Source organism: Pseudobacillus sp. 179-B 2D1 NHS, from assembly GCF_045370945.1.
Taxonomy (GTDB): Bacteria; Bacillota; Bacilli; order Bacillales; family Domibacillaceae; genus Pseudobacillus.
Genome location: NZ_JBIQDP010000005.1, coordinates 210,460 through 235,724 on the forward strand (window position 1 = coordinate 210,460; position 25,265 = coordinate 235,724).

Annotated in this window: 23 protein-coding genes; 6 read left to right on the plus strand and 17 right to left on the minus strand. The window is 39.8% G+C overall.

The window, feature by feature from the left end; all coding sequences use genetic code 11:
- The first annotated feature begins 204 nt into the window (after positions 1-204).
- Positions 205-696 carry a hypothetical protein gene (locus ACH0BF_RS07535; protein ID WP_120035914.1) on the plus strand — a complete coding sequence of 164 codons (492 nt, stop codon included), beginning with the start codon at positions 205-207 and terminating at the stop codon, positions 694-696.
- 362 nt (positions 697-1,058) lie between these two features.
- Here the strand turns inward: ACH0BF_RS07535 and abc-f are convergent, their stop codons facing one another.
- Complete coding sequence (gene abc-f / locus ACH0BF_RS07540; protein WP_406909211.1) at positions 1,059-2,690, minus strand: ribosomal protection-like ABC-F family protein; 1,632 nt, start codon at positions 2,688-2,690, stop codon at positions 1,059-1,061.
- A gap of 310 nt (positions 2,691-3,000) precedes the next feature.
- Entirely contained in the window at positions 3,001-3,414 is a 414-nt protein-coding gene (locus tag ACH0BF_RS07545) for a VOC family protein (RefSeq protein WP_340851529.1), read from the minus strand.
- A gap of 319 nt (positions 3,415-3,733) precedes the next feature.
- Between ACH0BF_RS07545 and ACH0BF_RS07550 the strand changes: the two genes are divergently transcribed.
- Positions 3,734-4,495 (plus strand): protein kinase domain-containing protein, encoded by a 762-nt coding sequence (locus ACH0BF_RS07550; protein WP_340851530.1) that lies wholly within the window; start codon positions 3,734-3,736, stop codon positions 4,493-4,495.
- 16 nt (positions 4,496-4,511) lie between these two features.
- Here ACH0BF_RS07550 and ACH0BF_RS07555 read toward each other — a convergent pair whose 3' ends face one another.
- Together ACH0BF_RS07555 and ACH0BF_RS07560 are read right to left on the minus strand one after the other, a co-directional pair.
- Positions 4,512-4,676 carry a hypothetical protein gene (locus ACH0BF_RS07555; RefSeq protein ID WP_182917062.1) on the minus strand — a complete coding sequence of 55 codons (165 nt, stop codon included), beginning with the start codon at positions 4,674-4,676 and terminating at the stop codon, positions 4,512-4,514.
- Between the two features lie 331 nt (positions 4,677-5,007).
- Positions 5,008-5,694 (minus strand): MBL fold metallo-hydrolase, encoded by a 687-nt coding sequence (locus ACH0BF_RS07560; protein WP_340851531.1) that lies wholly within the window; start codon positions 5,692-5,694, stop codon positions 5,008-5,010.
- A 492-nt stretch (positions 5,695-6,186) separates the two neighbouring features.
- On the opposite strand from ACH0BF_RS07560, the gene ACH0BF_RS07565 reads away from it, so the two are divergent.
- Positions 6,187-7,569 (plus strand): aminotransferase-like domain-containing protein, encoded by a 1,383-nt coding sequence (locus tag ACH0BF_RS07565; protein ID WP_340851532.1) that lies wholly within the window; start codon positions 6,187-6,189, stop codon positions 7,567-7,569.
- Position 7,570: 1 nt separating this feature from the next.
- Complete coding sequence (locus ACH0BF_RS07570) at positions 7,571-7,723, plus strand: hypothetical protein (RefSeq protein WP_406909212.1); 153 nt, start codon at positions 7,571-7,573, stop codon at positions 7,721-7,723.
- A 118-nt stretch (positions 7,724-7,841) separates the two neighbouring features.
- On the opposite strand, the gene ACH0BF_RS07575 is transcribed toward ACH0BF_RS07570, so the two are convergent.
- From ACH0BF_RS07575 to ACH0BF_RS07600, 6 genes are all read right to left on the minus strand, one after another.
- Positions 7,842-8,576, minus strand: coding sequence for an alpha/beta hydrolase (locus ACH0BF_RS07575; protein ID WP_340851533.1), 735 nt, complete (start codon positions 8,574-8,576; stop codon positions 7,842-7,844).
- A 54-nt stretch (positions 8,577-8,630) separates the two neighbouring features.
- Positions 8,631-9,419, minus strand: a complete 789-nt coding sequence (locus ACH0BF_RS07580) for an ABC transporter ATP-binding protein (protein WP_340851535.1) — start codon at positions 9,417-9,419, stop codon at positions 8,631-8,633.
- 10 nt (positions 9,420-9,429) lie between these two features.
- Positions 9,430-10,458, minus strand: coding sequence for a FecCD family ABC transporter permease (locus ACH0BF_RS07585; RefSeq protein ID WP_340851536.1), 1,029 nt, complete (start codon positions 10,456-10,458; stop codon positions 9,430-9,432).
- Positions 10,451-11,431 carry a FecCD family ABC transporter permease gene (locus ACH0BF_RS07590; protein ID WP_340856298.1) on the minus strand — a complete coding sequence of 327 codons (981 nt, stop codon included), beginning with the start codon at positions 11,429-11,431 and terminating at the stop codon, positions 10,451-10,453. Before ACH0BF_RS07590 ends, ACH0BF_RS07585 begins: the two co-directional genes overlap by 8 nt.
- Positions 11,432-11,578: 147 nt before the next feature.
- The gene (locus ACH0BF_RS07595) at positions 11,579-12,571 is read right to left on the minus strand and encodes an ABC transporter substrate-binding protein (RefSeq protein ID WP_340851537.1); all 993 of its coding nucleotides are present in this window, start codon (positions 12,569-12,571) and stop codon (positions 11,579-11,581) included.
- Positions 12,572-12,779: 208 nt separating this feature from the next.
- The gene (locus ACH0BF_RS07600) at positions 12,780-13,589 is read right to left on the minus strand and encodes a helix-turn-helix domain-containing protein (protein ID WP_120035905.1); all 810 of its coding nucleotides are present in this window, start codon (positions 13,587-13,589) and stop codon (positions 12,780-12,782) included.
- A gap of 87 nt (positions 13,590-13,676) precedes the next feature.
- On the opposite strand from ACH0BF_RS07600, the gene ACH0BF_RS07605 reads away from it, so the two are divergent.
- On the plus strand, positions 13,677-14,438 hold the full coding sequence (locus ACH0BF_RS07605) for an alpha/beta hydrolase (RefSeq protein ID WP_340851538.1): 762 nt from the start codon (positions 13,677-13,679) through the stop codon (positions 14,436-14,438).
- Between the two features lie 372 nt (positions 14,439-14,810).
- Here ACH0BF_RS07605 and ACH0BF_RS07610 read toward each other — a convergent pair whose 3' ends face one another.
- On the minus strand, positions 14,811-15,236 hold the full coding sequence (locus ACH0BF_RS07610) for a VOC family protein (RefSeq protein WP_340851539.1): 426 nt from the start codon (positions 15,234-15,236) through the stop codon (positions 14,811-14,813).
- 310 nt (positions 15,237-15,546) lie between these two features.
- Positions 15,547-16,941, minus strand: coding sequence for a pyridoxal phosphate-dependent decarboxylase family protein (locus tag ACH0BF_RS07615; RefSeq protein ID WP_406909215.1), 1,395 nt, complete (start codon positions 16,939-16,941; stop codon positions 15,547-15,549).
- Between the two features lie 107 nt (positions 16,942-17,048).
- On the opposite strand from ACH0BF_RS07615, the gene pdxR reads away from it, so the two are divergent.
- Positions 17,049-18,500 (plus strand): MocR-like pyridoxine biosynthesis transcription factor PdxR, encoded by a 1,452-nt coding sequence (pdxR, locus tag ACH0BF_RS07620; RefSeq protein ID WP_340851541.1) that lies wholly within the window; start codon positions 17,049-17,051, stop codon positions 18,498-18,500.
- 131 nt (positions 18,501-18,631) lie between these two features.
- Here pdxR and nhaC read toward each other — a convergent pair whose 3' ends face one another.
- The 5 genes from nhaC to ACH0BF_RS07645 form a co-directional block, all read right to left on the minus strand.
- Complete coding sequence (gene nhaC / locus ACH0BF_RS07625) at positions 18,632-20,050, minus strand: Na+/H+ antiporter NhaC (protein ID WP_340851542.1); 1,419 nt, start codon at positions 20,048-20,050, stop codon at positions 18,632-18,634.
- A 48-nt stretch (positions 20,051-20,098) separates the two neighbouring features.
- Positions 20,099-21,466, minus strand: coding sequence for an aspartate aminotransferase family protein (locus tag ACH0BF_RS07630; RefSeq protein WP_340851543.1), 1,368 nt, complete (start codon positions 21,464-21,466; stop codon positions 20,099-20,101).
- A 293-nt stretch (positions 21,467-21,759) separates the two neighbouring features.
- Positions 21,760-23,532 carry a sigma-54 interaction domain-containing protein gene (locus tag ACH0BF_RS07635; RefSeq protein WP_406909216.1) on the minus strand — a complete coding sequence of 591 codons (1,773 nt, stop codon included), beginning with the start codon at positions 23,530-23,532 and terminating at the stop codon, positions 21,760-21,762.
- Positions 23,533-23,823: 291 nt separating this feature from the next.
- Positions 23,824-24,210 (minus strand): hypothetical protein, encoded by a 387-nt coding sequence (locus ACH0BF_RS07640; RefSeq protein WP_340851547.1) that lies wholly within the window; start codon positions 24,208-24,210, stop codon positions 23,824-23,826.
- 242 nt (positions 24,211-24,452) lie between these two features.
- The gene (locus ACH0BF_RS07645; protein WP_406909218.1) at positions 24,453-25,052 is read right to left on the minus strand and encodes a TetR/AcrR family transcriptional regulator; all 600 of its coding nucleotides are present in this window, start codon (positions 25,050-25,052) and stop codon (positions 24,453-24,455) included.
- Positions 25,053-25,265 lie beyond the last annotated feature (213 nt).

Consider the following 25,265-nt stretch of genomic DNA (forward strand, 5'->3'; position numbering starts at 1 on the left):
CATAAAAGTCATGGGAGGTATAATTTGATATTTAAAGAATAAATAATCGTTTTCAAAAGGTTCTAGTAAGTATAAAAAGGGGAAATGGTACGTTCTCGAAGCAACAGAAACACAGCAACGATTAACCTCCCTTACCGTATCTGAACTAAACCGCTCCGAAAAAATAAGTTGTAACCTCACCAACCGTAAATGGAGATGAGATATATGGACGAAGGAAAAACGGAAACATATTTTAATACAAAGGATATTGCCAAACGTAATGCCTTATTAAAGCAATTGATATTTGACTTGCCAGAGGACGGAAAGGACTTTTTTCTAAAAGCATATAAAAAAGAACGATATTTGGATATGCGGCTTACTGCCATTAGAGGATATGCTGCCTTTGCAAGCGAAGAAGAAGTTGCCGTTTTAATGAACAAGATGTTGGAAATCTTAAAAAAGCGTCCTGAAAGTACACCATATAATTATGAGGAATATGAAATCTTGCGATCAGCTTTTTTGATACCCTACCTGCTGGAAAAATACCCTTATGACTGTTTCAAAAAATTTAATGAACAGTTAGAGAAACAGTACGATGCCATGCCCGAAGTTTTCAAAGGAATCTTCACCTGCAATGATAAAGGTGAACATATCCTGCTAAAATCCCCAGCAATAGTACGGAAACAGATGGAAGATTTCCGGCGTGGTGAACAATAGTACTAATGGGTAATGCGCCGAGCTGACTTTTTTGGCATCCTTTAGCTGTCAGGTCTAAATCCTACAGGTGCTTGCGTTCTACCTCAGCTACCATTAGTATTCTAGGACCTAAACAAAAAGGACAACCAATATAATATTGGCTAATCTAATCATACGATCGGGGGCTTTAGTTGAAGAAGAATTAAACGGCTTTATTATTGATTTTGAGCGCAAATATACTTAGATGGATAAAAAGTAAATAACTTTAAAGAGCCTTACTACACAATAAAATGTAGCAAGGCTCTTATATCTTCATACCAAAATTACATAACTTTATTAGCTCTTTACAATTCTCACACATCTATGCAGGCGAACTCTACTCCTTACGAAAGCTCCTTTATTTGCCTCGTCAGCTCTTTAAATCTCAAATCAAGCTCCTTGTATGCTTCATCGTTTGGAGTCATAAAGCTAAGCTTTCCTAAAACTTCTTGTCTTTCTGTTTCCATCTTTAGGCGCAACTCTTCCCGATTATCTCTTTCTCTAGGATTTTCTTTCGATTGCTTTTGGATGCTGTTATTTGTTATGACTAATTTACTACTTGTCGTTTTCTCAAGAAAGTAGCGATCATGGGAAACAACAAGCAGGGTGCCGTCATATTGAGCTAAAGTGCTTTCCAGCTGTTCACGTGAAGGCAAGTCAAGATGATTCGTTGGCTCATCTAAAATTAAGACGTCTCTTTCTTCTAGTATATACGCCATCAGCTTGCACTTTACACGCTCACCCATGCTCATGTTTTCAATGGGTTCTTTCCACTGAGAGGCTGTGAATCCCAAATGCTTCATGACATTTTGAACCCGGCCTCTTGCTTCGTAAGTTTCCTGGTAAAATAGCTGTTCCGGTGTTTGTTCAAGTGGTAAATCAAAGACCTCCTGTGTTAAATAACCAATGGTGGCAGAAGGAGAAACCCACACCTTTCCTTCTGCCGTTTCCTCGCCAACGATCACTTTTAATAAAGTCGTTTTGCCGCTGCCATTTGGACCTGTAATTGCCACCTTCTCCCCGTGCTGAATGGTAAAGTTGGCATTTTCAAATAATGGACGTCCGCTAAACGCCTTGGTTAAGTTTTTAACTTCCAAAAACCGCTTTCCTGTCCTGTTGCTCGCTTTCATTGAAAAGTGCACTTCATATTCTGGTTCAACCCGCTCTGCCTTGGCCTTTTCCAATTCTTTCTCAAGACGCTTTTGTTTTGATTTTACTTGCGCATCCATCCGCTTTGCCTTTACTCGATAGTGCTCTTTGAAACCTTCCTGTTTCGTCGATTGAGCATGGGCTTTTTTCGACCAGGAAGTGAGTTCTTTCATTTGTGATTCAATGCGTTCAACCATTTTTTGCTGCTTTTCATATTCGCGTTGCTGAGTCAGTCTTTTTTGTTGGCGAGCGTCCATATAGCTGGTGTAATTTCCTCTATGCTCAATTAGCTGTTTCCCCTCAATCGACCATATTTTTGTGGCAACCGCATCTAAAAAATAACGATCATGGGAAACGAAAATGATCGTGCCTTTATAGTTCTTCACTTGCTCAATCAATAACTCAGTGCTTTGTTCATCGAGATGATTAGTTGGTTCATCTAATAATAAAAGATGAGCATCTTCAGAAAGCCCCTTCGCCAATCGCGCTTTCAACTTTTCTCCGCCGCTTAATTGCGAAAAATGGCGGGCTGGTACTTGCCATTTTTTTAGCAAGGTCTCTTCTAAAGAGGTCACTTCTCCAAAGGAATACGATTCTTGTTCTTGTTCAACGAAAGCGACTTTCACGTTCGGCTGCAGCCATCGGATCTGTCCTGCCGTCGGAACCAAGTTATTATTAATTATCCTCAGCAAAGTAGATTTCCCAGCCCCATTTTTGCCAATAACTCCGATGATCTCTCCTTGCTGGATGCTGGCAGTTACGCCTTCAAAAACCATAAAATCCGTTAGTTCAAAGTTAATATTCTGCAGTTTACATAGCTCTTTCATATAATTGATCCCTCTCTCTTTTAAAGGGAGGACAAAAAAATCCTCCCAATTGATCTGGAAGGATTAGTCGCATTTTTACGTTGCTCAAATAAGCTATTTGATTCAAATAGCTGTACAGTATATAGAAAATGGGCAGACTAATCCTATTTCGTATGATTTGAAATATGCGATTTCAAATGTTGAAAATAAGATTATTTGTCCATCGTCCACCCATCATCCCTTCTATGTTTTAGTAAAGATATTGTAGCATAAGTGTCTAAAAAAGGAAAATGGAGTACGATCATGTTAGCGTAGCAAGGCTATAGAAAGGTTATATCCCCTCTGTATTCATGAGCACAACACGCCATCCATCCGGATCTTCAATAGTCGTCCCTTTTTCTGCCCAATAGGGATTCTCTGGTTCAACTTCTGGATACCCCATTTGTTCTAATCTTGTTTTGATGCGTTCGATCTTTTCTATATCCGGAATATACAATACAAGAAGATTATCTTTTGTCGGAGCGGGACATGGGCTGCCATTAACATGCTCTGTAAATTCCAAATGGTAGCTGGCATTTGGCAAACCTAGCATAAGACCCGAATATCCCCGATGTCCTGTAAACGAACCGATTTTGTGTAATCCGACTCCTTCACAATAAAACCGCTCTATTTCCGATAACTGATCCGTCGGTCTCGCCATACGTACTTGGGCGACTTGTAAATCTTCTGTCCATTGCTCACTCATTGCCACTCCCCCTATTGTTTTAGATGTTAGCCTGCCAATGCTGTCCTTATTTTGAATGCTCTATTGAATAGTATAAATCACCTGGAAAAATATAACGCTAAATACCGTCCCTCATAATGTAAATTATTTGTTATCATCCTTTAGGTTTATTATGATATCTTGTGATAACGGCATCATAAAAGTTTGATCCGTTTCCAACAAAAAAACATCTTCATGAGGCTTTTTCGATTAATAATCATGAATGAAAATCCATAGAAGGGAGGAGAGTTTCGATTTGCGTGCCATTCGGAAGCTTTATCAGTTTTTTGCAGACAAACCGATGAAAAGAGGAACAGTCTTACATGATCGCTATAAGATTTTCCGCGTTATAGGGACTGGAAGCTATGGAATCGTTTATCTTTGTCATGATCTAAAAACACACGACAATAAAGTAATCAAACAGCTTCGTCCGAGCAAGCGTCATAGCAAAAAAGACATTGAATTGTTTGAAAATGAAGTTTCCGTGTTACGTTTGCTGAACCATAGAAGTATCCCAACACTATTTGAAGCTTTTACACATGATAACTATTTGTTTTATGCCATGAATCTTATTGACGGGGATAACCTGGAAGACCAAATTTTTTTAAACAAAAAAACATTTAATGAGAAAGAGTCTTTACTCCTTCTCTCACGACTGCTTGAATTAATAGATTACCTCCATCAGAACAACATTTACCATCAAGATTTACGTATTCCAAACATTTTGCTAAACAAACAGGAGCTTTTTTTGATCGATTTTGGTTTATCAAAGCATGGAGCTGCAGCTGACTCACTTCAGACCTCATTTAATTCTTCATTCAATAAGCAAGAACTGCAACAGCAGGACTACTATGACTTAGGAGAAATATTGTTATATTTGCTTTATACAACATACTCTGCCAAAAACAAAAAAGCTCTTCCTTGGACAGAAGAACTTTCTTTAGAACCAGAAACCGTTTATCTGCTAAAGAAACTATTACGTATTGAAGAGCCTTACTCTAATACTAGTGAAATTTCAACCGATCTTTGCGCGGCACTTAAAGCGGAAGGAAAAGCCACTTAACGGCCGGGGGAGAAAGTTAGCTGCTGCTCCGGCCCTTTCGCTTGTAATATTTGCTTCCACTCATCGGTGACCGTTTATGCCGTCGGCTGCTGCTACTGCTGCCCCGGCGATAGTAGCCACTTCTTCGCTCGCTGCTTCCTTGGGAAAGATGCTTAATTTGCTTCAATATTTTTTTAAACATTGTTTACCTCTTTCCATTTTAGTTTAAGCTTGCTATTTATTTTCCAGTCTAACACAGTTTACCCAGAAAACTTAATCATTAGCACAAGGCTGAATGCCTAACAGCCGATTTTTCTACTGCTCCTTTATTCCACAGACAATGTTTGAAATAATTAAACAACTTGAAGCAGGGATCTTCACTGTTATATGTTGATGAATCCTAAAGTATGTGCATGAATCGCGCCTGTCATAAGAACGATACATCATATGCTCGATTCAATGATTCAATGTCGATTCTATATTCCTGCTGCTACTCCCATGCATAGAATTGTATGTTTACATTTATATCCTAATTATAAAATGCATTTTCCGCCATGATAACAATAGTAAGTTTCCGCTTGAAGATCCTTAATCTTTTTCAAAGACTGCTTGGCATTCTCCATATCTAAACAAAAATGTGGGTTAGCAATAACCAATTCATCGTTCTCATTAACAGCCGCATCACCTGTAATGACACTCCCTAAGCTTGGGAAATATAATGAAATATGACCTGAAGTATGCCCTGGTGTGGCTATTATTCTACACTGATTATCTAAAATCAAATCACCGTCCTGTACCTTTTCATCGATTGAAACATGCTTCAAGCTTTTTAATTGCTGTATAAACCACCTGCCAAATTCGATGTCTTCACTTGGCAAATTTTCCAGCATGTCTTCGGCCTGAACTAACCTCTCAGACTTTATTTCTCCACTAATGTATTTTGCTTCCCCCTCGCTGGCTATAACGTTAATCCACGGGTACTTCTCTTTAAAATCATGTAAAGAACCTATATGGTCATCATCATAGTGGGTAATGATGATATTCTGTAAGTTCTTCATCTCATATCCGTTTTTTATTATTTCATTTTCAATTAGAGGCAAAAAGCTGGCATACCCTGTATCAACTAGTGTTAATTCATTATTCAATACAATTAAGCTAGGGTAAAGACGGCTTTTTTGCCCATTAAATTCAAACTCAATGGGTAGTTCGATAATCTTCATTTTTTTCCCTCCATCCTGTCTGTTTGCGAAACATTTCATTTATTATACATGATATGGAAAAGGACGATGTGCACTCATACCGCCTTGCTTTTTGGAATCTTTTATTATTCATAAAACCTTTCGATCATCCTGTAACTCCAGCATTCTAGAAATCAACTGTATTCCTGTATAAACATGCGGGTCTCATATCCTCCCTAGCAAGCTCGGCCCCTTCAGTAAAAACGGCTAATTGGGTTCCCGCATATTTTCTTTCTGAAAATGCATCGAGAGTGTAAAATTTCAAATCGTTCATAGTTGACTTCTAATGTCTTATTATTAGAAAAAATTTTATCTTTTCAGATGGTTACTAACCATATAATCCTCTCTGTATCACTCCATAGAAATCACTCTTCTTGCAACTTTATTTGATATAATCAAAGCATGCGAAATTCAGACAATTACAAAAATCCATTTTTTATTAATCTGTGCAGGCACAGGTTGAAAGGAATTTAAATGAATATAAAATATATGAATATAATGAGCGAGATCAAAAATCAGATCATAGCAGGGACGTTAAAAGCCGGCGATAAAATTCCATCGATCCGCTATTTATCTGAAAAGTATGGTTACAGCAAAAACACTGTTCTAAAAGCGTATGAGGAATTAGAAAAGCTGCATGTGATCTATTCCGTTCCAAAAAGTGGATATTTTGTTGTTCATGACTCTCATTTATCAACAAATACATGTAACCAAAATAAGATTGACTTTCTATCAGCTGGTCCGGATAAAAGGGCCCTTCCTTACAAAGATGTTCAACATTGTATGAACCAAGCGATCGATCTATATAAGGAAGAGCTTTTCACTTATTCAGATGAGCAAGGTCTCCTTTCATTGCGTCAAGAGCTTGTTAATCACCTGCAGAACAACCAGGTATTTACAGCGGCGGAGAGAGTGTTCATTACCTCCGGCTCACAGCAAGCGCTGAACCTGCTTGTCCAAATGCCCTTTCCGAATGGAAAATCAAATATTTTAATAGAACAGCCGTCCTATTTTGGCATAGTTGAATCTGTTCAAGTACATGATATTACGACCTTTGGCATTGATTTAACCATGGACAGCATCGACCTGGACCGCCTGGAAAACATGTTTCGCAACAACGATATTAAGTTCTTTTATGTGATTCCTAGATTTCACAATCCCCTCGGACATAGCTATACGAACGAACAAAAGAAAAAAATTGTGGAATTGGCTAATAAATATGATGTGTATATAGTCGAAGATGATATTTTTGGGGATTTGGATTATAACCATAAAATTGATCCGATGTTTGCATTCGATCCTTCAGGAAGAGTCATTTATATTAAGAGCTTTTCAAAGGTAATGCTCCCTGGGTTAAGAATTGGGCTGACTGTTCTTCCAGAATTAATGATCCATTCCTTCCGGCGGTTTAAGTTTTCGGAGGACTTATTCAGCCCATCTATTTCCCAAGGCGCGTTAGAGCTCTACCTAAAAAACGGCATGTTCAACAGTCATATTCACCATATTCGAGACATGTACCGCCGGAAAATGGAGCTAGCGATCGCAGCCTGCCGAGATTATTTGCCGGCCACCGCCTCCTTTACTGAGCCTGCAACAGGGTTCTATTTATCTATTTACCTTCCAAAAACAGTTCATTCCAAACGTCTCGCCCAGTCTTTACAACAAGAAAATATACTTGTCGATCAGGCAGACAGAATGTTCTTGCCCGAATACCGCAAAGGGAACTTAATTCGGCTGTGCCTTTCGCAAGTCGATGAAGAGCAAATCCGCCCGGGAATTGAAAAGATTGCTGCCCACATCGAGGCTATAAGTAAAAAGCAAGTCCATTTCATAGAAAAGGCAAATCGGTTGATATAGTTTGGAAATAGAGGTCATTGCCTACACATCATTAGTAACAATTAGTTTAGTCGTTGCCGCTGCGGTTTTGTCATTACTGATTCGCCGGCGTATGTATGTGAAAACCATGTACGGAGTCCCATTTTACAGTGGATGGGCTCTGTTCTTGCCTTAAATCACTTTATTTAGCTTCTCTGTTTATCAAGTTGTCTATCAATTGACGATCTTTGAGTTGGATGGGCTGACTTAAAAACCAAGCCAACAGCTCTCTCAGCTCAATGAAACATCGTTCCTTATCTTGCCGGAAACAACTTTTTCATCGCTTCAATAAAATAATAGGCAAAGAAATGAGCATCGTGTGTCCCTTCATCCTTCATCACAAATTCAAACCAATGAGAATTCTCTCGTTTTAACAACTCCGCGGCTTCTTTGGAACATGGTACCATGTGCCGTTGGCGTGTTAAATGGTAGATCCCTTCACAATCCCCGACATACATATACATCTTATGCTTGTCTCGATTGATAACGGATTTTTCTTCTCTTAAAAACTCCATGACTCCTTCATACCACACAGAAGCAGACAATAGAATATACTTCCCAAAAGTATCAGGGCACCAATAAGAAGCAAATAAAGAAACTAACGCCCCAAATGAGCCGCCCGCTATAGCTGTATACCTTGCTCCTGGTTTTGTGCGGTAATTTTTATCGATATATGGCTTAATCCATGTTACTAAAGTATGCAAGTAACTTTCAGCTTTTCCATCAAAGTCTGATGCGCGCTCAGCGAGTCTTGGAGCTGGCCAAGGTGTATAATCATGGTTACGATCAATCGGCTCTATCCCTACATATATACAGGGTTCTATTTGTTTTGTACGAGCCAAGTAATCCAGCTGATTATAGCCATCCATGACCATATCCCCGCCATCTTGTACATACACCACTGGATAAGCTGTGGCCGACTGTCCGTAATTGTAAGGTAAAACAACCTTTACCATATATCCTTCTATATTGATTGATTGGATAAGCATCCTTCTCCCTCTTTCAGGTTCCTTCTGTTTTTGACGGCCAGCATTCTCATGTTTTTATTTCGAAACATCATACGAAAGGCAAAGTGGTGTATCGAGTTCTTTGTCGTATATGATTTTTGCTTCAATATTAAACACCTCTTTTAAAACCTCTCGCGTCATAATCGTTGAGGGTGATCCACACTTCATAATGGCTCCGTCTTTCATTGCAATTAATTCATCAGAATAACGTGTTGCATGATTAATATCATGAAGAACCATAATGATGGTACAGTGATGTTCTCTATTTAATTTTTGGACAATATTTAACACTTCCAGCTGATGCGCCATATCTAAGTAAGTGGTCGGCTCATCCAATAAAAGGATGTCAGTTTCTTGGGCAAGCGCCATCGCTAGCCAAACTCGCTGCCGTTGTCCACCGGATAAATCCGCCAACTCACGATTACGAAATTCAAGCGTATGTGTCACTTCCATTGCCCACTCTATCATTTCGGTATCCTTTTTAGACAATCGGTTGATATTCTTGCGATGCGGATAACGTCCGTACGAGATTAACTCCTCTACTTTTAATTGAAATGGCGCAGTAGGTGATTGGGAAAGAATAGCCAAGCGTTTCGCTATTTCTTTTGTTGAAAGCTGCTGCATATCTTGATCCTGCAAATATATCTTTCCTTTTTCTTTCTTTAAGATCCGACCGATGGTCTTCAGTAAAGTTGATTTTCCGCATCCGTTGGGACCAATGATAGTGGTCACTTTGCCTTGTGCTATTCTCACACTCAAGTTATCAAAAATAATGGATTTATCGTATCCAGCAGTTAGTTCTTCAATGCGAAATGCTGTTTGCATGTTCTTCCTCCTACTTTACTCTCGCAAGTAAATATAAAAAATATGGGATACCAATAATCGATACAACAATCCCAACTGCCAGTTCAGATGGTGCAAAAGCGGTTTTCGCAATAAAGTCCGAGAAAATTAATAATCCTGCACCAGTTAATGCACTTATCGGCAGCGCATATTTATGTCGGACTCCTACCAGTTGTTTAGCAATATGAGGCGCCATGAGACCGATGAAACCGATACTTCCTGAAACAGAAACACAGGCACTCACTAATCCCACACTCGCAAGCAGCATACCTATTTTTTCTTTCTCTAGCTTAATACCAAGACTGACAACTGTGTTTTCCTCTAATTGAAAATAATCAAGTAAATAAGCTTTTTTATACAGATAGAAGCCAAGAACAACAATCCAGGGCAGCATCGCTAAAATAAAAATCCAGTTCGCATTATAAATGGACCCAGCTTGCCAAACAGCTGCCGATTCAAAATCCTTTTCATTCATTTTTAAGGAAATATACATGGATAAGGCGCCGAATCCACTATTAATGGCAATCCCTGCTAAAATAAGACGTTGCATGTCAAGACGTCCATTTTTCAATGCCAATACAAAAATAAGAGTGACTGCTACTGTACCGCCAACAAAACCGAATAGCGGCATGACCATAATAGTAACCCAATCGCTTCCATCCGATAGTAATGCTTGGAATTGAAAGAAGTACATAAAAATGACAATAGCAGCGCCTGCACCTGCATTAATACCTAATATTCCCGGATCAGCTAGCCCATTTTTCGTTATTCCCTGAAAAACAACTCCTGCCACAGCTAGCCCAATGCCAACAAGAGCCGCGATGATGATTCTAGGTAATCGAAAATCGAAGATAACCAGCTTAAATTTTTCATTGCTTTCATAGCCTAACAAAGTGCGAATGATATCTAAAATAGACATATCAAACATCCCGTTGGTAATATGCAAATAGAAGCCAACGAAAATAATGACCAGGAACATAAAGATCAGCAAAAAAAATCTTTTAGGCGTGGAGTTAAGCATGCTTTTCACCTCCACGTGTCCGAATCAAATATAAAAAGAACGGTACACCAATAATCGATGTAACAACCCCTATTGGTGTTTCAAATGGATAGTTTAAATACCGACTAATTAAATCGCAAAAACTTAAAAAACAGGCGCCCACTACAAGAGAGCTAGGAATAATAAATCGATAGTCCTCCCCTACTAAAAACCGAACAATGTGAGGGATCACTAGCCCAACAAATGCAATTTTTCCAACAAGCGCCACGGCTGTTCCAGTAAGTAACACGACGGAAAACATACTAAGCAACCGTACTGCTTTTGTTTTTTGTCCGAGTCCAGCAGCCACATCCTCACCAAGAGATGTAATAGTGATAGCACGTGCACTGGCAATAGCCAACAGTATCCCAATCACTCCGAATGGAATTGATAACCACAGCATATCTGGGTCGACAGATTGTAGTTTGGTATTATACCAAGCTGCCACTGTTTGTGACACTTGGAAATACATTGCTATAGCTGAGGCGATACTGCTTAAAAATGTTCCAATAACAGTTCCAATAATGGCCAGTCTAACGGGCGAAAGACCATCTTTGATAATCGAGCCAAATCCAAACACGAATGCAGCGCCTATTGCCGATCCCAACATGGACAATAAAATCATTTGATAGCTTGGCAGACCCGGAAAAAAAACAACGGCTAACGTGATCATAAAAGCAGAGCCGTCGTTTACGCCCATGAGCGTAGGCGAAGCTAAATAATTACGTGTGATTCCTTGCATTACTGCCCCTGCAACTGCTAAAAAAGCACCTACAAGCAAAACTGCTATCGCCCTGGGCATTCGTCCTGTTCTAACAATTTGATGATCTGCATTGTTTGCATCAAATTGACTGATGGAGTCCCAAACCACCCGCATGCTTATGTCCTTTGTTCCCAACATAATAGAGGCTAGAGCGATGAATACAATGAGGATGGAAGACAAGATAAAAATCATTAAGGTTCTTTTGGCAGATTGCTTCAATTTTGACACCTTTTCTCTATAAAGTGAAACTACTGTCTCTTCCCCTCTTACTTATACACTTTCGTTGCCCTCGCTCTATTAAAGCGGAGGTCTGAGAGACAGTTTGAGTAGGACAACCCTTTATTTCACTAGTTTCTCCACTGCTGCATCTAAAAACTTAACTTTTGACCATGCTGTACCGCCTTGTGCAAGTGGATCAATAACATTTACATGAACATCTCCATTTTTAGCTGCTTTTAAATTGGTGAAAATAGGATTTTTTTGCAAATCCTTTAAAGCGCTTGGTGCATCCGCGTTTTCAGATTTTTCAAATTGAAGGAAGATGATATCCGGATTGATTTTCGATAATGTTTCAAGCGTTAATTCCTGTTGCGCTTTAGCAGCTGTTAATGTTTCTGGCACTTTCAAGCCTAAGTCTTCATATAACACCGGATTCAAATAAACGCCTGCAGGATAAATATTCATTAATCCCCCACGAACACGAATAATTAATACTTCTTTATCTGCTGCTGAATTGCCTAACTCAGCTTTCGCTTTTGCCGCTTTCGTATCATAATCTGAAATGACTTTTTCTGCTTCTGCTGTTTTTCCTGTTAATTGTCCAAACGCCAATAAATTATCTTTCCAATTGGTTGAAATATGTGAATAAGGTAAAGTTGTTGCTATCTTATTCATTTTTGCCATGACCTCTTCATTCCACTTGGAAGTCCCGATGATGGCATCTGGATCAAGTGAAAGAATCGCTTCTGCATTTGGTGAAAATTTGTCACCAATTAATGCTGCTCCTTTTAATTCTTTTGCTAAGTAACCTGGAACTTCACCAGCGATCTCTAGTACACCTACTGGCTTAACCCCCAAGACTGCCGCATCCTCCATCGCTTCAAGGCTTGCCGCTACGATATTCTCAGCTGGATTTGGGAATGTATATTCATCACCTAAATAGCTAATTTTTGTTTCCTTTGCTTGTTCTTCAGATGTAGAAGCCGTATTCTTGCCATCCGCTTCAACTGCTTCTGTTTTGGCACCTGATTCACTTGCTCCTTCTGTCGATCCACATGCTGCAAGAGATATTGCTAAAAGTGCCGCACCTCCTAATAACCAATGCTTTTTCATATGGTTAACCCCCCTAATTGATATTGATTATCATTACTATTTATAGATGAATTTTATCAAATAGCTATGGGGAATTGAATGGACAAATTTCCAGAAAACATGGACATTTGCCTGTTTGTTGAAGATGAAGAAGCGATAACGAAAATAGTGTCATTATATAGAAACGGCCTTACATAAGAACAAATTATAGTGAAATATGGACTTTTTTCTATTGCTTTCTGTAAATAGAAGGCGGCATTTTAGTAAGTTTTTTGAATACCCGGCTAAAGTAAAAGCTGTCCGGATAGCCGACCACTTCTGCAATATCAGCAATTGGCAAATTACTTGTTCTTAAAAGCTCCTTTGCACGCCTAATTCTGTATTCTGTAATGTATTGTATCGGTGTTAAGCCAGTCAGCTGTTCAAACAAATAAGAAAATTTTCTTCTTTCCATGCCAAATTGTTGAGCAAGTTCACTGACACATAGTTCTTTAGCATAATAAAGCTGAATATATTCAAGTGCAGCCAAAATAGGATCCATTTTATTTTCATAGCACTCATTTCTTGCTGACAGCAATATCACTTCCAATAAATTCATAAATACATTTTGCACTTTAAATTTGGATATATTATCTGGTTTTATCTGTTGTTGCAGAAGATAGTGTACAAGTTGCTGAATTTTTGCTGAACCATCAATAGAAATCAAAAAATGGTGGTTCAGCATTTCTTTATAAGCCGGTGTTGTCTCGATAATCCTATAATGGATCACTGCATACTCCCACTCGTTTTCAAACGTTTTAATTTCAATATCCATCCTCGATCCTGCATGAACTATTGTACGCTGATTCATTCTATATGCCGTGCCATTAAGGGAAAAACAGGAAGAACCTTTAATTGGAATAATCATCCCACAAACCCCCGGGGCAGTCTTTCTACCGGTATCCGTTCTCGAAGCATCCAGCCTGCTTATAAAGACATCCACAAATTGTATAGATGAGTGGGCAAAGTATTCAATGATTTGATTGATTGTCAATTCCATCTCTTCACTTCCCATATTGACTATTTAAATGAAAATGATTATCATTCTCTTTATTATAACAATCAACAGGAAATGAGGGTAGTATCTATGAGCCATAGTCAATTGACTTCTAAATACACCAATAAAACATATGACATCGAGATATACATTCCGGAGACAGAACTGCCTAGTGAAGGGTTGCCTATTTACTATGTATTAGACGGGCTGTATTATTTTTCATTTGTCCGCGATGTTGTACGTATTCAACAATTAAATCGAGGGAAAACAGGTGTCAATCCTGCTATTGTTATCGGTATTTGCCATCAAAAAGAAGAAATGCGAGAACAGCGCTTTATCGACTTTACGGCACCAGCTAAACATGTAATTATGCCCGAGCGTGCAAAAGGGAAACTGCCGAGTGGTTATGGTGGAGCTGAACGATTCTTTAAGTTTATTGAATTGGAATTAAAACCTTATATTGAGCAACACTACTCTGTGAACCGCCAAGCTCAATATCTATTTGGTCATTCACTTGGTGGTTACTTTGCTTTATGGTGCTTATACACAAACCCGCGGGCATTTAAAAATTATATCGCGATTAGCCCATCTGTATGGTGGAATAGCGAGGAACTGCTAAACATGGCTCACCTTTTGGTTGAAAACGGAGCAAGCCATGGGAAACATCATGTATTTATCGCAGCCGGTGAACATGAAGGTTTTATGGTAGAGGATGCAAACAGAATCAGGGCTTTACTAAATGAACATCATTTAAGCACAGAACTTTATATAGCTCCTGATGAAAATCATGCTTCTGTCGTGCCAACGGTAGTAAGCCGTGCCGTTCGCTTTTGCTCGAGAAATGAAAAATAAAAAAGACCCTTAACATAAATAGATGGCAGAAAGCAGATGTAACACGCTAAAGTGTCTCAATATGAAACAGCCTCATGTCTCAATATTAGAATGAGACATGAGGCTATTTTCGTTGCTCCGTTAAAGCACCCTTTAATTGCATACTATGACTTCATTAATCAACTTTATAGTAAGCTTAACTTTTTAAGAAAAAGAAAACGGCCGATTACAGTGCTGCAAACAAAGCCGGATTATTACATTCTGTATGTACGATCACATGATGAGTTTTATAGGGGAATGCCCGGTTCCGTCATGCTATCTTTACTGGTAATAAACATATTAAAAGCCAATGACACAAGGCAGATACTAAATAGTAGCATGACTAGAATTAATTTACTGCTGACCTTCAGTGAAAATTTGAAAGTTTACACCAAATTTATCTATAACACTGCCGTAAGCCGGGCTAAAAAAAGTTTCTTGTAAAGGCATAGTCACTTGACCGTCCTGCTGTAATGCCTCATACATTTGTTTTGCTTCTTCTGGATTGTCGGTCGAAATACAGATGGTTACCTGATTTCCAGTCTGATGAGATTGACCAGGAAACGTATCAGAAAACATAAGTAATGTTTCCCCCACCTTTGCTGTCGCGTGCATTACGCGGCCTTTTGCTTCTTCGGGTAAAGGAAAGTCCGGATTTTCTGGGCCTTCTCCAAAAGATTGCATATGAAGAACCTCTGCCCCTAAAGCTTTTTCATAAAAATGGATGGCTTCCTTGGCATTTCCATTCATCACTAAGTAAGGAATTAACTGCACTGTCACTATCATCAGCTCCTACAATCATAATATTTTTTCTATTTGGCCTGCTTCTTGTTGTTATCTTGATTATACAATACAGAACAAACGTTCGCAACTATTTTTTGTATTTTTTACATGATTTATAATAAAGAGGCTACATCAACCTCTAAAGATATTTTAAAGAGGTTATTATATGATTTTAGGAACCCTAATAGTATTGATTCAAGCCTTAAAGGAAAGGTTGATCATTTTCTTAGACTCTCGTATAAAGAAAATACATAAGTAGACTGGAAAAATTACATTCAACCCTTTCTCTATTCAACTAAGCCTCCAGCTATTTGATGGATCGAATGGTTGATCGCAATGCTTCCCATATAATCTCTACATCCTTTTCCTCTGTGCGCCAATTGCTGAAAGCAGCGCGGATTGCAGGAACACCACTATAGATAGTGGGCGTCATAAATACTTTTCCTTGCTGATTTAAGGCAGCAAGAAATTGATTGTTCATTTCAGCAGTGATGGATTCTTCGTTTAAAGAAAAGCAAACAACGTTTAATCTTACGGGTGATAATAATTTGAACTCCTGGCTGTTATTTATTTTGTCTCCTAGCTGTTTAGCCAGTTTAACATTTTGCTCAACGAGATTTTGGTAACCGCTTTTACCGTATGCCTTTAGCGTAAACCATGCTGGCAAGGCACGGAATCTTCGGGAGTTTTCGGGTGTAAGATCAAAAAACTCCGGGTTTTCAATCGAACCGCCAAGATAAGCAGCATTATTTTGAAACACTTCTGCTTGAAGTGGCTTATGACGAGTAAATTGCGTCGCAGAGTCATAGGGAACGTTCAGCCATTTATGCGCATCAATGGTAATAGAATCCGCATGATTCATTCCTTTTACTAATTCCCTATACATAGGAGAACAAGCGGCAAAACCACCAAAGGCTGCATCAATGTGCAACCAAAAGCGGTAGTGCTTTTTAAGCTTCCCAATAGCATCTAAATCATCATAGTCTACCGTGTTAACTGTTCCGGCATTGGCCACAACAATACATGGTTCACTTTTATGCTGTTCAAGAAATTCAGTTAACTTTTCAATATTGATCGCCTCGCGATTTTCCTGACAAGGTATTAAATGAATCGATTTTCTTCCTATGCCGAGCATGGAAGTTGCTTTAAAAACACTTGAGTGCGGGGCACCGCTCAGAATTTTAACCGGAGGAATATCGTACAGGCCTTCCATGGAGGTGTCTTTTCCATAGTGATGAGCAATCCATTGCCTTGCTTGAGCAAGACCTGCGAAATTTGCCATAGTTGCCCCGCTTAGGAAGGTGCCACTGTACTCATGGCTTAAATGAAATAATTCCTTTAGCATATCAATCGTTTCCAATTCAATGAACCCGGCAATTGAATCTTGTGAGCCAGCTACATTTTGATCGTAGACACTAACTAACCAATCTCCTACAATAGATGCCGGTGTAGAGCCCCCTGTAACGAAACCTAAATACCTTGAACCAACACTTCCGCTTAAGCCTTTAGCGTAGTGTTGAGTGAAATATTTAAGGGCTGCACTTGCACCCATACCTAATTCAGATAGTTCATTTTTGGGCATTTCATAGTATGGAATCGATACACATCTATCTTCAAGGCCCTGATAAAAATTGGTTACATGCTGTACGACTTCTGCTACTATCTGTTCAAACTCTTTTTGATCTTGATGCATGACATTCATCCTCTGCTCTCTCCTCTTTTAACCATTTTTTCTTGCCTTTCACTATTTTTACGATATATAGTGATATGCATAACAGTCAACAAACGAATATAACAGTAGGAGGAAACATGAAAATCAAGCTTAACCGCCAATCAGATCAATCTTTAATTCATCAGATCTCGAACATTCTAGCGGAGAAAATTCGTTCAGGTTTTTTAGAAGAAGGCAGCCAATTGCCTTCAATTCGGAAATTTTCAAAAGAAAATCAAGTTAGCCTCGTTACAGTAAGCAAGGCTTATAGCCTCTTAGAGAGAAATGGATACATTCATTTAATGCATGGCAAGGGGGCTTTTGTTCGGAAGACAGAAAAGAGGAAAACAAGGAAAAGCGAGAGTTATGATTGGCAGCTAGCCATTCCAGATTATATTCAGCGTTCACAGTACATGTTAAACTCGAGACCGGAAAATGCGCTTAAACTATCCAGTGCCATTATACACCCCGGATTACTGCCCTCCACTTATTTAATAAAAGAAATAAACCAAGTGTTGCAGGACGATCCACAAATTGTAGCCCGATACGGTCCCATTCAAGGAGATGACGAAGTTCGAGAGGTCATAAAAAAATATTTACAGCTATATTGTAAGCTTCAAACAACAAGCTCAGAAATCATCATTACCAGCGGTGTGCAGCAAGGAATCGACCTAGTGGCAAGAACTTTTATCGGTCCTGGAGACATGGTGATTACAGAGGCTCCTACCTATACGGCAGCACTGGATGTTTTTCGAAATCGAGGAGCGCATATTATTCCTATTCCTGTGGACGAAGAAGGCATGCAGACAGATATTTTAGCTTCTTTTTGTTTAGCTAAAAAACCAAAAGTGGTGTATACCATTCCTACATTTCACAACCCAACAGGTACGGTTTTAAGTGAAAATAGAAGAAGAGATTTACTAGAACTGGCCCAGAGGAACGGCTTTCTTATTGTAGAGGACGACTCATGGAATGAAATCTATTTTGATGATACCCCACCGCCACCCACTATTAAATCTCTGGATACCAGCGGTCATGTGATTTATTTAAAAGGGTTTAGCAAAGCTTTAGCACCCAGTTGCAGAATTGGTGTAATGGTTTCAAACGGGACCGTTCACCAGCGATTGCTAACAGCGAAATCTTGTACGGACCTGGGCAGCCCGCTTTTAACACAAAAAGCGCTGATTCCATTTTTAAGCTCAAACAGAATGAATACACATTTGGAAAAGCTGCGTATTGCGCTTGAACTAAGAAGAGACCAAACGATTGCCTTGTTAGAAAAACATGCACCTGAAGGGGTTACATGGATTATACCTAAAGGAGGCCTGAACATTTGGGTATCTTTGCCCGGCAGTGGAAATACAGATGAACTGCTTCTAAAAGCACAACAGTCCAATCTTTCATTTTTGCCCAGTTCTGCCTGTTATCCAAGTGAACCACAGTATAACCATTTGAGAATTAGTTACTCTTATCTAGAGAATCAACAGCTGGAACAAGGGATTATCGAGCTTTGTATGGTTATGAAATGGTATCTTAATGAAACCATATGAACACTAGGGGCTAATCCCTTTTATAGTGAAATAAAAACTTAAGATTGAACTCTGTGCCACTTTTTCTATTGGTCAAGAAAGGGCTATCCGAAAAGCCACAAAACTGACTTCCCCGATAGCCCCTTCCATGATCATTTGGCGTAAGGCATTTCCGCTTCCTCTGTTTCATCCTTTGGAAGGTATTCAATTTTCAGATTAAAAAAGCCGTAAATCATCGCTATAATTGGGCTAAGGAAACAGAAAAAAGCAAACGGTGCATAGGAAAAGGAATGCACGCCCAATGTGGCAAACATAAAGGCACCGCACGTATTCCATGGAATCAGCGGTGAAGTCACTGCTCCTCCATCTTCAATCGTTCGTGACAGGTTCTTAATATGCAGCCCTCTTCTTTTATACTCTGAAGCATACATCCGTGCCGGAAAAATCATGGCGAGATAGGCATCACAGGCCAGTATGTTCGTTATCACGCTCGTGCCCACGGTGGTTGCGATCAGATGTCCTGTAGATTTGACCATCTTAACCAGAGATTCTACAATCGTCTCCAACGTCCTAGTCACTTCAAGGATGCCCCCATAGGCCATGGCAATCATGATCAAAGAAATCGTCCAAAACATCGATTCAATTCCACCATTATTCAATAGGCTGTCGAGGATTTCCACGCCGGTTTCCGCTTCATTTCCGTAATATAACGTATTTAAGGCCGTTGTCCAGGATGCCCCCTGCACCATTACTGTACACACTGTCCCCATAAGACTTCCAATCACAAGACCCGGGATAGCAGGGATTTTCAGAGTAAGCAATACAATGACAATTAGCGGAACAAGCAGAAGCCAAGGTGAAATGACAAATATGTCATCAAGCTGAGACTGCAAAACCATTACCTGGTCAGGAGACCCTTGCGGCGTCAGTGTAAAGCCCATGATAGTATAAATAATAAGCGCAATCGTAATAGCCGGAACTGTTGTGTACAGCAAATGCCGGATATGTTCAAAGAGATTTAATCCGGTGATTCCCGCAGCCAGATTGGTCATCTCAGACATGGGTGATATTTTATCCCCAAAATAGCACCCGGATATAACAGCACCCGCTGCCATTGCTGTACTGATACCAAAGCCTTCTGCCATACCCATGATCGCGATTCCAATTGTTCCTGCAGAAGTCCAGGCATTTCCGGAAGACACCGATACTACCATGCAAATAAGACAGGCAGCCACTAGGAAATAAGTCGGTGACAATAACTTCAAACCATAATAAATCATGGAGGCCACGACACCGCCTGCTGTCCAGGAGCCAATCAAAGCTCCGATGACCATTAAAATTATAATCGCCTGAATAGGCAGCACAACGGTTTTCAACATTCCCTTTTCAATGTCTTTCCAAGAGTAACCCAAACTCAATCCCAAGACTGTGGCTACAATCGCACTGGCCAAGAGAGGAATTTGCGGATCAAGTTTCAGGAAAAATAAACCAACCAAAAGAGATATCATCATAAACACAATGGGTATAAGCGCAATCAGTAAATTCGGCGTTCTTGGCCTCTTAGTTGTCATTGTTGCTCCCCCTTTCATCCCCGTTTAAAAAGAGCTGATTGCGAATAATTAAACCTGCACTACAGCATGTTCAAGCAGTGATTCTACACTTTCGCGGAAAATCTGTGTATGGTAATCAACATCCGATTCCTTCGTCTGGGAAGAAATAAGAGCCATATTATGAAAAGGAGTCATAAGTATACCGCGGTTCAATGCATAAAGGTGCATGTATCGGTCAAGCTCAAAATCCACAGCCGCTGCCGCTTCCCCGCCATTTTTCGGTGCAGTTTCACGGAACCAGTATTCTGTACGACATCCAAGGCGCTTGACGATCCAAGAAAGCTGTTTCTCTTTAATCACCGATTCGACTCCGTCCGAGAACCGCTCGGCAAGGGCAATATTTCGCTCATAAAATTCATCCGTAAGCACATGTTCCATCGTCGCTCTCATTGCCGCCATGGATAAGGCGTTTCCTGCAAGCGTCCCTCCAATGCCGCCTGTATCAGAATCCTCCAGACTGATCAACCCCTTCATACGCTGTGCCACCTCTTCGCTGAACCCGTAGACCGCTGTCGGTATCCCTGAACCGATCGCTTTTCCGACGGTCAGCATATCCGGCTCCAAACCATGGGCTCCCGTATAACCGCCAGGGCCAGCACTCATGGTGTGGGTTTCATCATAAATAAGCAATGTGCCTGTACGTTTGGTAATCTCCCTTAAAGCCTCCAAAAAGCCCGGTTCAGGGTGGATGATTCCAATATTCGTCATCACCGGCTCAGCCAGGACACAAGCTACATCTCCCGGCGCAAGCGCCTTCTCCAAAGCTTCAATATCATTGAATTCCACTACTTTTGTCGTTTCTGTCGGGTCCACCTGCGGACCAATGTTCCCGCTGCGGCTGGAAAGCTTGCCATTTTCTAAAGTGACGAAAGATTCATCGACCGTCCCATGGTAACAATAATTAAACACCAGGACGTATTTGCGCTTTGTAATATGGCGTGCCAATCTTAACGAAAAGCGGTTAGCATCCGTAGCGGAAATCGCCACCTGCCAATAAGGAAGGCCGAAGCGCTTCTTTAGCTCTTTTCCTACCCAGATGGCATCCTCTGTCGGAAGCATGAAGGTGACACCGTTTTGGATCCGCTCTGTAATTGCCGGCACTGCTCCCTCCGGCGCATGTCCAGTCATTGATCCTGTGTCTCCCAGGCAAAAGTCGATAAATTCATTTCCGTCTACATCTTTAAAATAGGCCCCTGCTGCTTCTTTTACAAAAATCGGATAACTTCCGGCCCACTTCACCATCCAATTCATTGGTACGCCATCAATATAATTCGACTTGGCTTGCTCAAATAACGCCTTGGACGTTGGATGCTTCTTCTCAAATAGCTCCAATTCTTTTTCAAGCAGCTGCGCCAATCTCTCCCTGTTGATTTCCATGTGTTTCATCCTCCTGCATTTTGTTGTCAATATCTATATAGCAGTTTTCATGCCAATTGATTTAGAAAAACGGAAGTCCCCTGTTCATCGATATACAAACCGCTCCGAAAATACAGAAAATATTTTTTGGAGGTTGGATCAAACAGAAAGATTCTATAAAATTATTATTTAAAATTTGTCAATGCTGACAAACGGAGGAATATGATTAACAAAATAAAAAACAAAAAAACGGGCGAAACGCCCGCAAATGCCTAAATTGTCAATATTGACAATTTAATTGTTACATTTGACAACTATTTAACGATGCCCAGCTCTCTTATTCTTCTGTACAATGTGGACTCGCTTATGCCCAGCATGGCTGCAACCTTTCTTTTATCCTGGACAGAGTAACCGTTTTCTTGTAAATGCTTCGTTATGATCTGTTTCTCATATGCCTCTAGCTGCTTCTTTAACGAAGTGCTCTCCAGCCCTTTGTGAGAGCGTAAAATTCTCCCAGGTATACTTTGTTTGGAAATCAAATCATTCGTTTCAATATTCACCGCATACTCCACGGCATTCTCTAATTCTCTTATATTCCCCGGCCATTGATAAGAAACCAGCAGCTCCATCGCTTCCTGTTCAAAGCCTCTAATCTGCTTGCCTATCAAATCATTATATTTTTGCAGGGCATGGTGGAGTAACAATGGGATGTCCTCCTTTCGCTCAAATAAGGATGGAATTTTAATCGGAATAACATTCAAACGAAAATAAAGATCCTCCCGAAACTCTCCATCCTGCATCATCTGCTCTAAGTCTCTGTTTGTTGCTGCGATGACTCGTACATCAACGGGGAGAACTCTTGTTCCTCCCACTCGCTCAATCTCTCTGTGCTGCAGTACATGAAGCAATTTCACTTGCAGATGAAGAGACATGTCCCCAATCTCATCCAGGAATATCGTTCCTTCATGAGCCAGCTCGAACTTTCCGACCTTGCCGGATTTGTTTGCCCCGGTAAAGGCACCGCCCTCATAGCCAAAAAGCTCGCTTTCCAGCAGTGTATCAGGTATCGCCGCACAATTTACCATGATCAGCGATTTATTTTTCCTCGGGCTGGCGTAGTGAATCGCTTTCGCCAAAAGTCCTTTCCCTGTCCCGCTTGCACCCGTAATCAGCACAGTAGAATTGCTCGGAGCGATTTTTTTAGCTTGCCGCTTCAGCTCTTTCACTTTATTGCTTGTTCCCAGGATTTCTTGAAAAGAATAATATTCTTTATTTTCTGTTATTTCATAAACCATCTTGCGAACATCGGCAATATCACGGAAATACACAACAGCTCCAGTCACTTGTTTGCCATCTTCCTCTGCTCTGTTGAAAATAAGATTAACAGTCGTAAAAAAATGCATGGCCTTGGATTTGCTCGACTTCCCTTTGTAAAATTCCTCCCGGTCAGCGTATCCCTCTCCTGTTTGCAGTGCGGTTAAAACGGGAGAATCAGGCCAAACCGTATGTAAATGCTGGCCAATGAGTTTGTCCCTATTCATATTGATCAGCTGTTCTGCTGAATGATTGCATAGGGTGATCACTCCCTGCTTGTCCACGACAACAATTCCGTCGCGGCTTGTTTCCACAATAATTTTAAGCTCATCGGATATTTTTGATTCTGCTATTTTACTTGAAAGTAAATCGGCCATCCTTCTTAAAAAAACAAGCAAATTATCTTTATTATGCAGCATCACCATCTGTTGCTCTTTTGCAAAGGCGACCATGCCGATTAAACCGACAATTTGCCGATCCAGTTTAATCGGGCAGCATACTTCAGCCAATTCATTTTCAACCGCATGGTAAAACGGATTGCTTTGTGCATCCTCCACAATATATTCTGTACCTTTCTTCAAAATATGGCTGTAAATATAACCGGAGTCTAAATTTCCTTCTTCCTCCATTTGCCCTACCTTTTCTTCATATCGACCTGTGCCTGCCACAATTCTCAACTTTTCGTCGATAATTTCAACTTCCATGCCAATCGCCGCTGTAATAGCCTCTGCAATCTCTTGGACAGTATGTTGTATTGCTCTTAAATGAGACATCCCCCTCAAACCCATCCTTTGCTTTTCTCCCATTATACTTTAGTTTTTTCATTCATTTGAATGGTCCAAAGTAAAAAGAGACAAAAATGCCCTCCTTTAGTTGAAGAAGGACAAATCAAAATCCTGTATTCAGTAAAGAACACAGGATTTGAACGATCTTTATTTTAAATCCATAGCAAACTTTATGTAGCTTGGGAATACATTCTTTTATAAAAAAGTTCGATCATTTCTATAATCCTTATCCCATTAAAGCGCCTGATTACGGGATCTATGCTGTCTTTTTTACGCCTTCTATTTTACACTCTTCATGCTCTGTAAAGTTCTCATGTATCCAAGTGACAGCAAAAGAACGCCCGTATATATAACTATACTACCCATAGAGTATAAAGCCGGTAATTTGTTACTGATTGGAGGGTAACCACTATGAGCATTGTAATGCCATTCTGCACCTTCAAATCCTGCATGAATACTGATTAACACAAATACGAATAACACCAAGGCTAAAACAGCCTTTTTATGAAAGACCATTTTAACTAAGTTCTCCTTAAAAATGGAGGAAAAAGATATTTGACCTTGATAACGATCTTTCGATTGTTCTTGTTTTGAAAATGGAACCAAAAAGAAAATCAAAAGCCCACTATAAATCAGCAACAGGACTACAAACTCGGAAAAACTCATGTGAACAACCTCCCTTATCTTTTAATTTTCTTGCTTTCGCCTCTAAATAACATTCATTAATTCGGACTGATTATAGAATAAAAATCCGCCAATACTAAATCTTTGATCAATCTTTTTTATAACTTATCCAACCTTATTATGAAAAGTCAGACTTTTTTTAAAATCAATCTTTATTATCGGGGTCCAGTTAAGAAAGTGCGGACTTACAACGTTAAGCCCATTTTCCTGACTGTACTCCAGCTCTAAAAAGGGTTGTCAACGTATGGCCCTTTTATTGCAATGCTCATTAATTGTGTTGCCATATATTTTGGCGTATAAGGCATGTCCTTTTCTAACCACCATACAATCACCCCTAGAAAAGCAGCCGCAAAGTACCTCACAGCGATCTCCCGTGGTACAGTAAGCATCTGATCATCCGGCTGCATAATATTCATTCCCTTCGAAATAAAATCGACGAGGACTTCCATCAAACAGGAAGTAAAGTGGGGCATGTTTTTTTCGGTTAGAAAGACTTTATATAATTCACCATTTAAAGAAATCTGTTCAAATAGATTGATGAAATTTTCATTCGGTTGATCGTTTAAAAAGTCAAATTCTTCTTTTCCACCAAAAGACGAGTTAATACTCTCAGTTAAATCATTTAATATTTCCTCTGAACTTTGATATAGAAGATCAAGTTTGTCACGATAATGCAGATAGAAGGTAGCACGATTTAAAGTAGCGCGGTTTGTAATATCTCGAACTGTAATCTTCTCATATCCTCGCTCGCGGATTAATTCTACGAGTGCATCTCTCAACATTCGTCGGGTTCTTACAACTCGCGGGTCCATTTTTTTCGACATTTTTAATCTCCTTGTATTACTTTTTCTAATTTAACAACACTAATTAATAAACTGTCGATTAAGCAACTGTTCTATAAACTATGTTAATTGCTCTTTTTTAGACAACTGTTATAATTATTTTATCAACGCAACGTTGATAAAACAACTTGTTGTTTATATGTTCATGATATCGTGATAACTATAAAGCTTTATTATATTAAAATTTTGAAGGAA

Coding starts and splice junctions, on each gene's coding strand:
- ACH0BF_RS07535 (WP_120035914.1), top strand. CDS start 205: ATGGACGAAGGAAAAACGGAAACATATTTTAATACAAAGGATATTGCC.
- abc-f (WP_406909211.1), bottom strand. CDS start 2,690: ATGAAAGAGCTATGTAAACTGCAGAATATTAACTTTGAACTAACGGAT.
- ACH0BF_RS07545 (WP_340851529.1), bottom strand. CDS start 3,414: ATGAGTGAGCAATGGACAGAAGATTTACAAGTCGCCCAAGTACGTATG.
- ACH0BF_RS07550 (WP_340851530.1), top strand. CDS start 3,734: ATGAAAAGAGGAACAGTCTTACATGATCGCTATAAGATTTTCCGCGTT.
- ACH0BF_RS07555 (WP_182917062.1), bottom strand. CDS start 4,676: ATGTTTAAAAAAATATTGAAGCAAATTAAGCATCTTTCCCAAGGAAGC.
- ACH0BF_RS07560 (WP_340851531.1), bottom strand. CDS start 5,694: ATGAAGATTATCGAACTACCCATTGAGTTTGAATTTAATGGGCAAAAA.
- ACH0BF_RS07565 (WP_340851532.1), top strand. CDS start 6,187: ATGAATATAAAATATATGAATATAATGAGCGAGATCAAAAATCAGATC.
- ACH0BF_RS07575 (WP_340851533.1), bottom strand. CDS start 8,576: ATGCTTATCCAATCAATCAATATAGAAGGATATATGGTAAAGGTTGTT.
- ACH0BF_RS07580 (WP_340851535.1), bottom strand. CDS start 9,419: ATGCAAACAGCATTTCGCATTGAAGAACTAACTGCTGGATACGATAAA.
- ACH0BF_RS07585 (WP_340851536.1), bottom strand. CDS start 10,458: ATGCTTAACTCCACGCCTAAAAGATTTTTTTTGCTGATCTTTATGTTC.
- ACH0BF_RS07590 (WP_340856298.1), bottom strand. CDS start 11,431: ATGATTTTTATCTTGTCTTCCATCCTCATTGTATTCATCGCTCTAGCC.
- ACH0BF_RS07595 (WP_340851537.1), bottom strand. CDS start 12,571: ATGAAAAAGCATTGGTTATTAGGAGGTGCGGCACTTTTAGCAATATCT.
- ACH0BF_RS07600 (WP_120035905.1), bottom strand. CDS start 13,589: ATGGAATTGACAATCAATCAAATCATTGAATACTTTGCCCACTCATCT.
- ACH0BF_RS07605 (WP_340851538.1), top strand. CDS start 13,677: ATGAGCCATAGTCAATTGACTTCTAAATACACCAATAAAACATATGAC.
- ACH0BF_RS07615 (WP_406909215.1), bottom strand. CDS start 16,941: ATGAATGTCATGCATCAAGATCAAAAAGAGTTTGAACAGATAGTAGCA.
- pdxR (WP_340851541.1), top strand. CDS start 17,049: ATGAAAATCAAGCTTAACCGCCAATCAGATCAATCTTTAATTCATCAG.
- nhaC (WP_340851542.1), bottom strand. CDS start 20,050: ATGACAACTAAGAGGCCAAGAACGCCGAATTTACTGATTGCGCTTATA.
- ACH0BF_RS07630 (WP_340851543.1), bottom strand. CDS start 21,466: ATGGAAATCAACAGGGAGAGATTGGCGCAGCTGCTTGAAAAAGAATTG.
- ACH0BF_RS07635 (WP_406909216.1), bottom strand. CDS start 23,532: ATGTCTCATTTAAGAGCAATACAACATACTGTCCAAGAGATTGCAGAG.
- ACH0BF_RS07640 (WP_340851547.1), bottom strand. CDS start 24,210: ATGAGTTTTTCCGAGTTTGTAGTCCTGTTGCTGATTTATAGTGGGCTT.
- ACH0BF_RS07645 (WP_406909218.1), bottom strand. CDS start 25,052: ATGTCGAAAAAAATGGACCCGCGAGTTGTAAGAACCCGACGAATGTTG.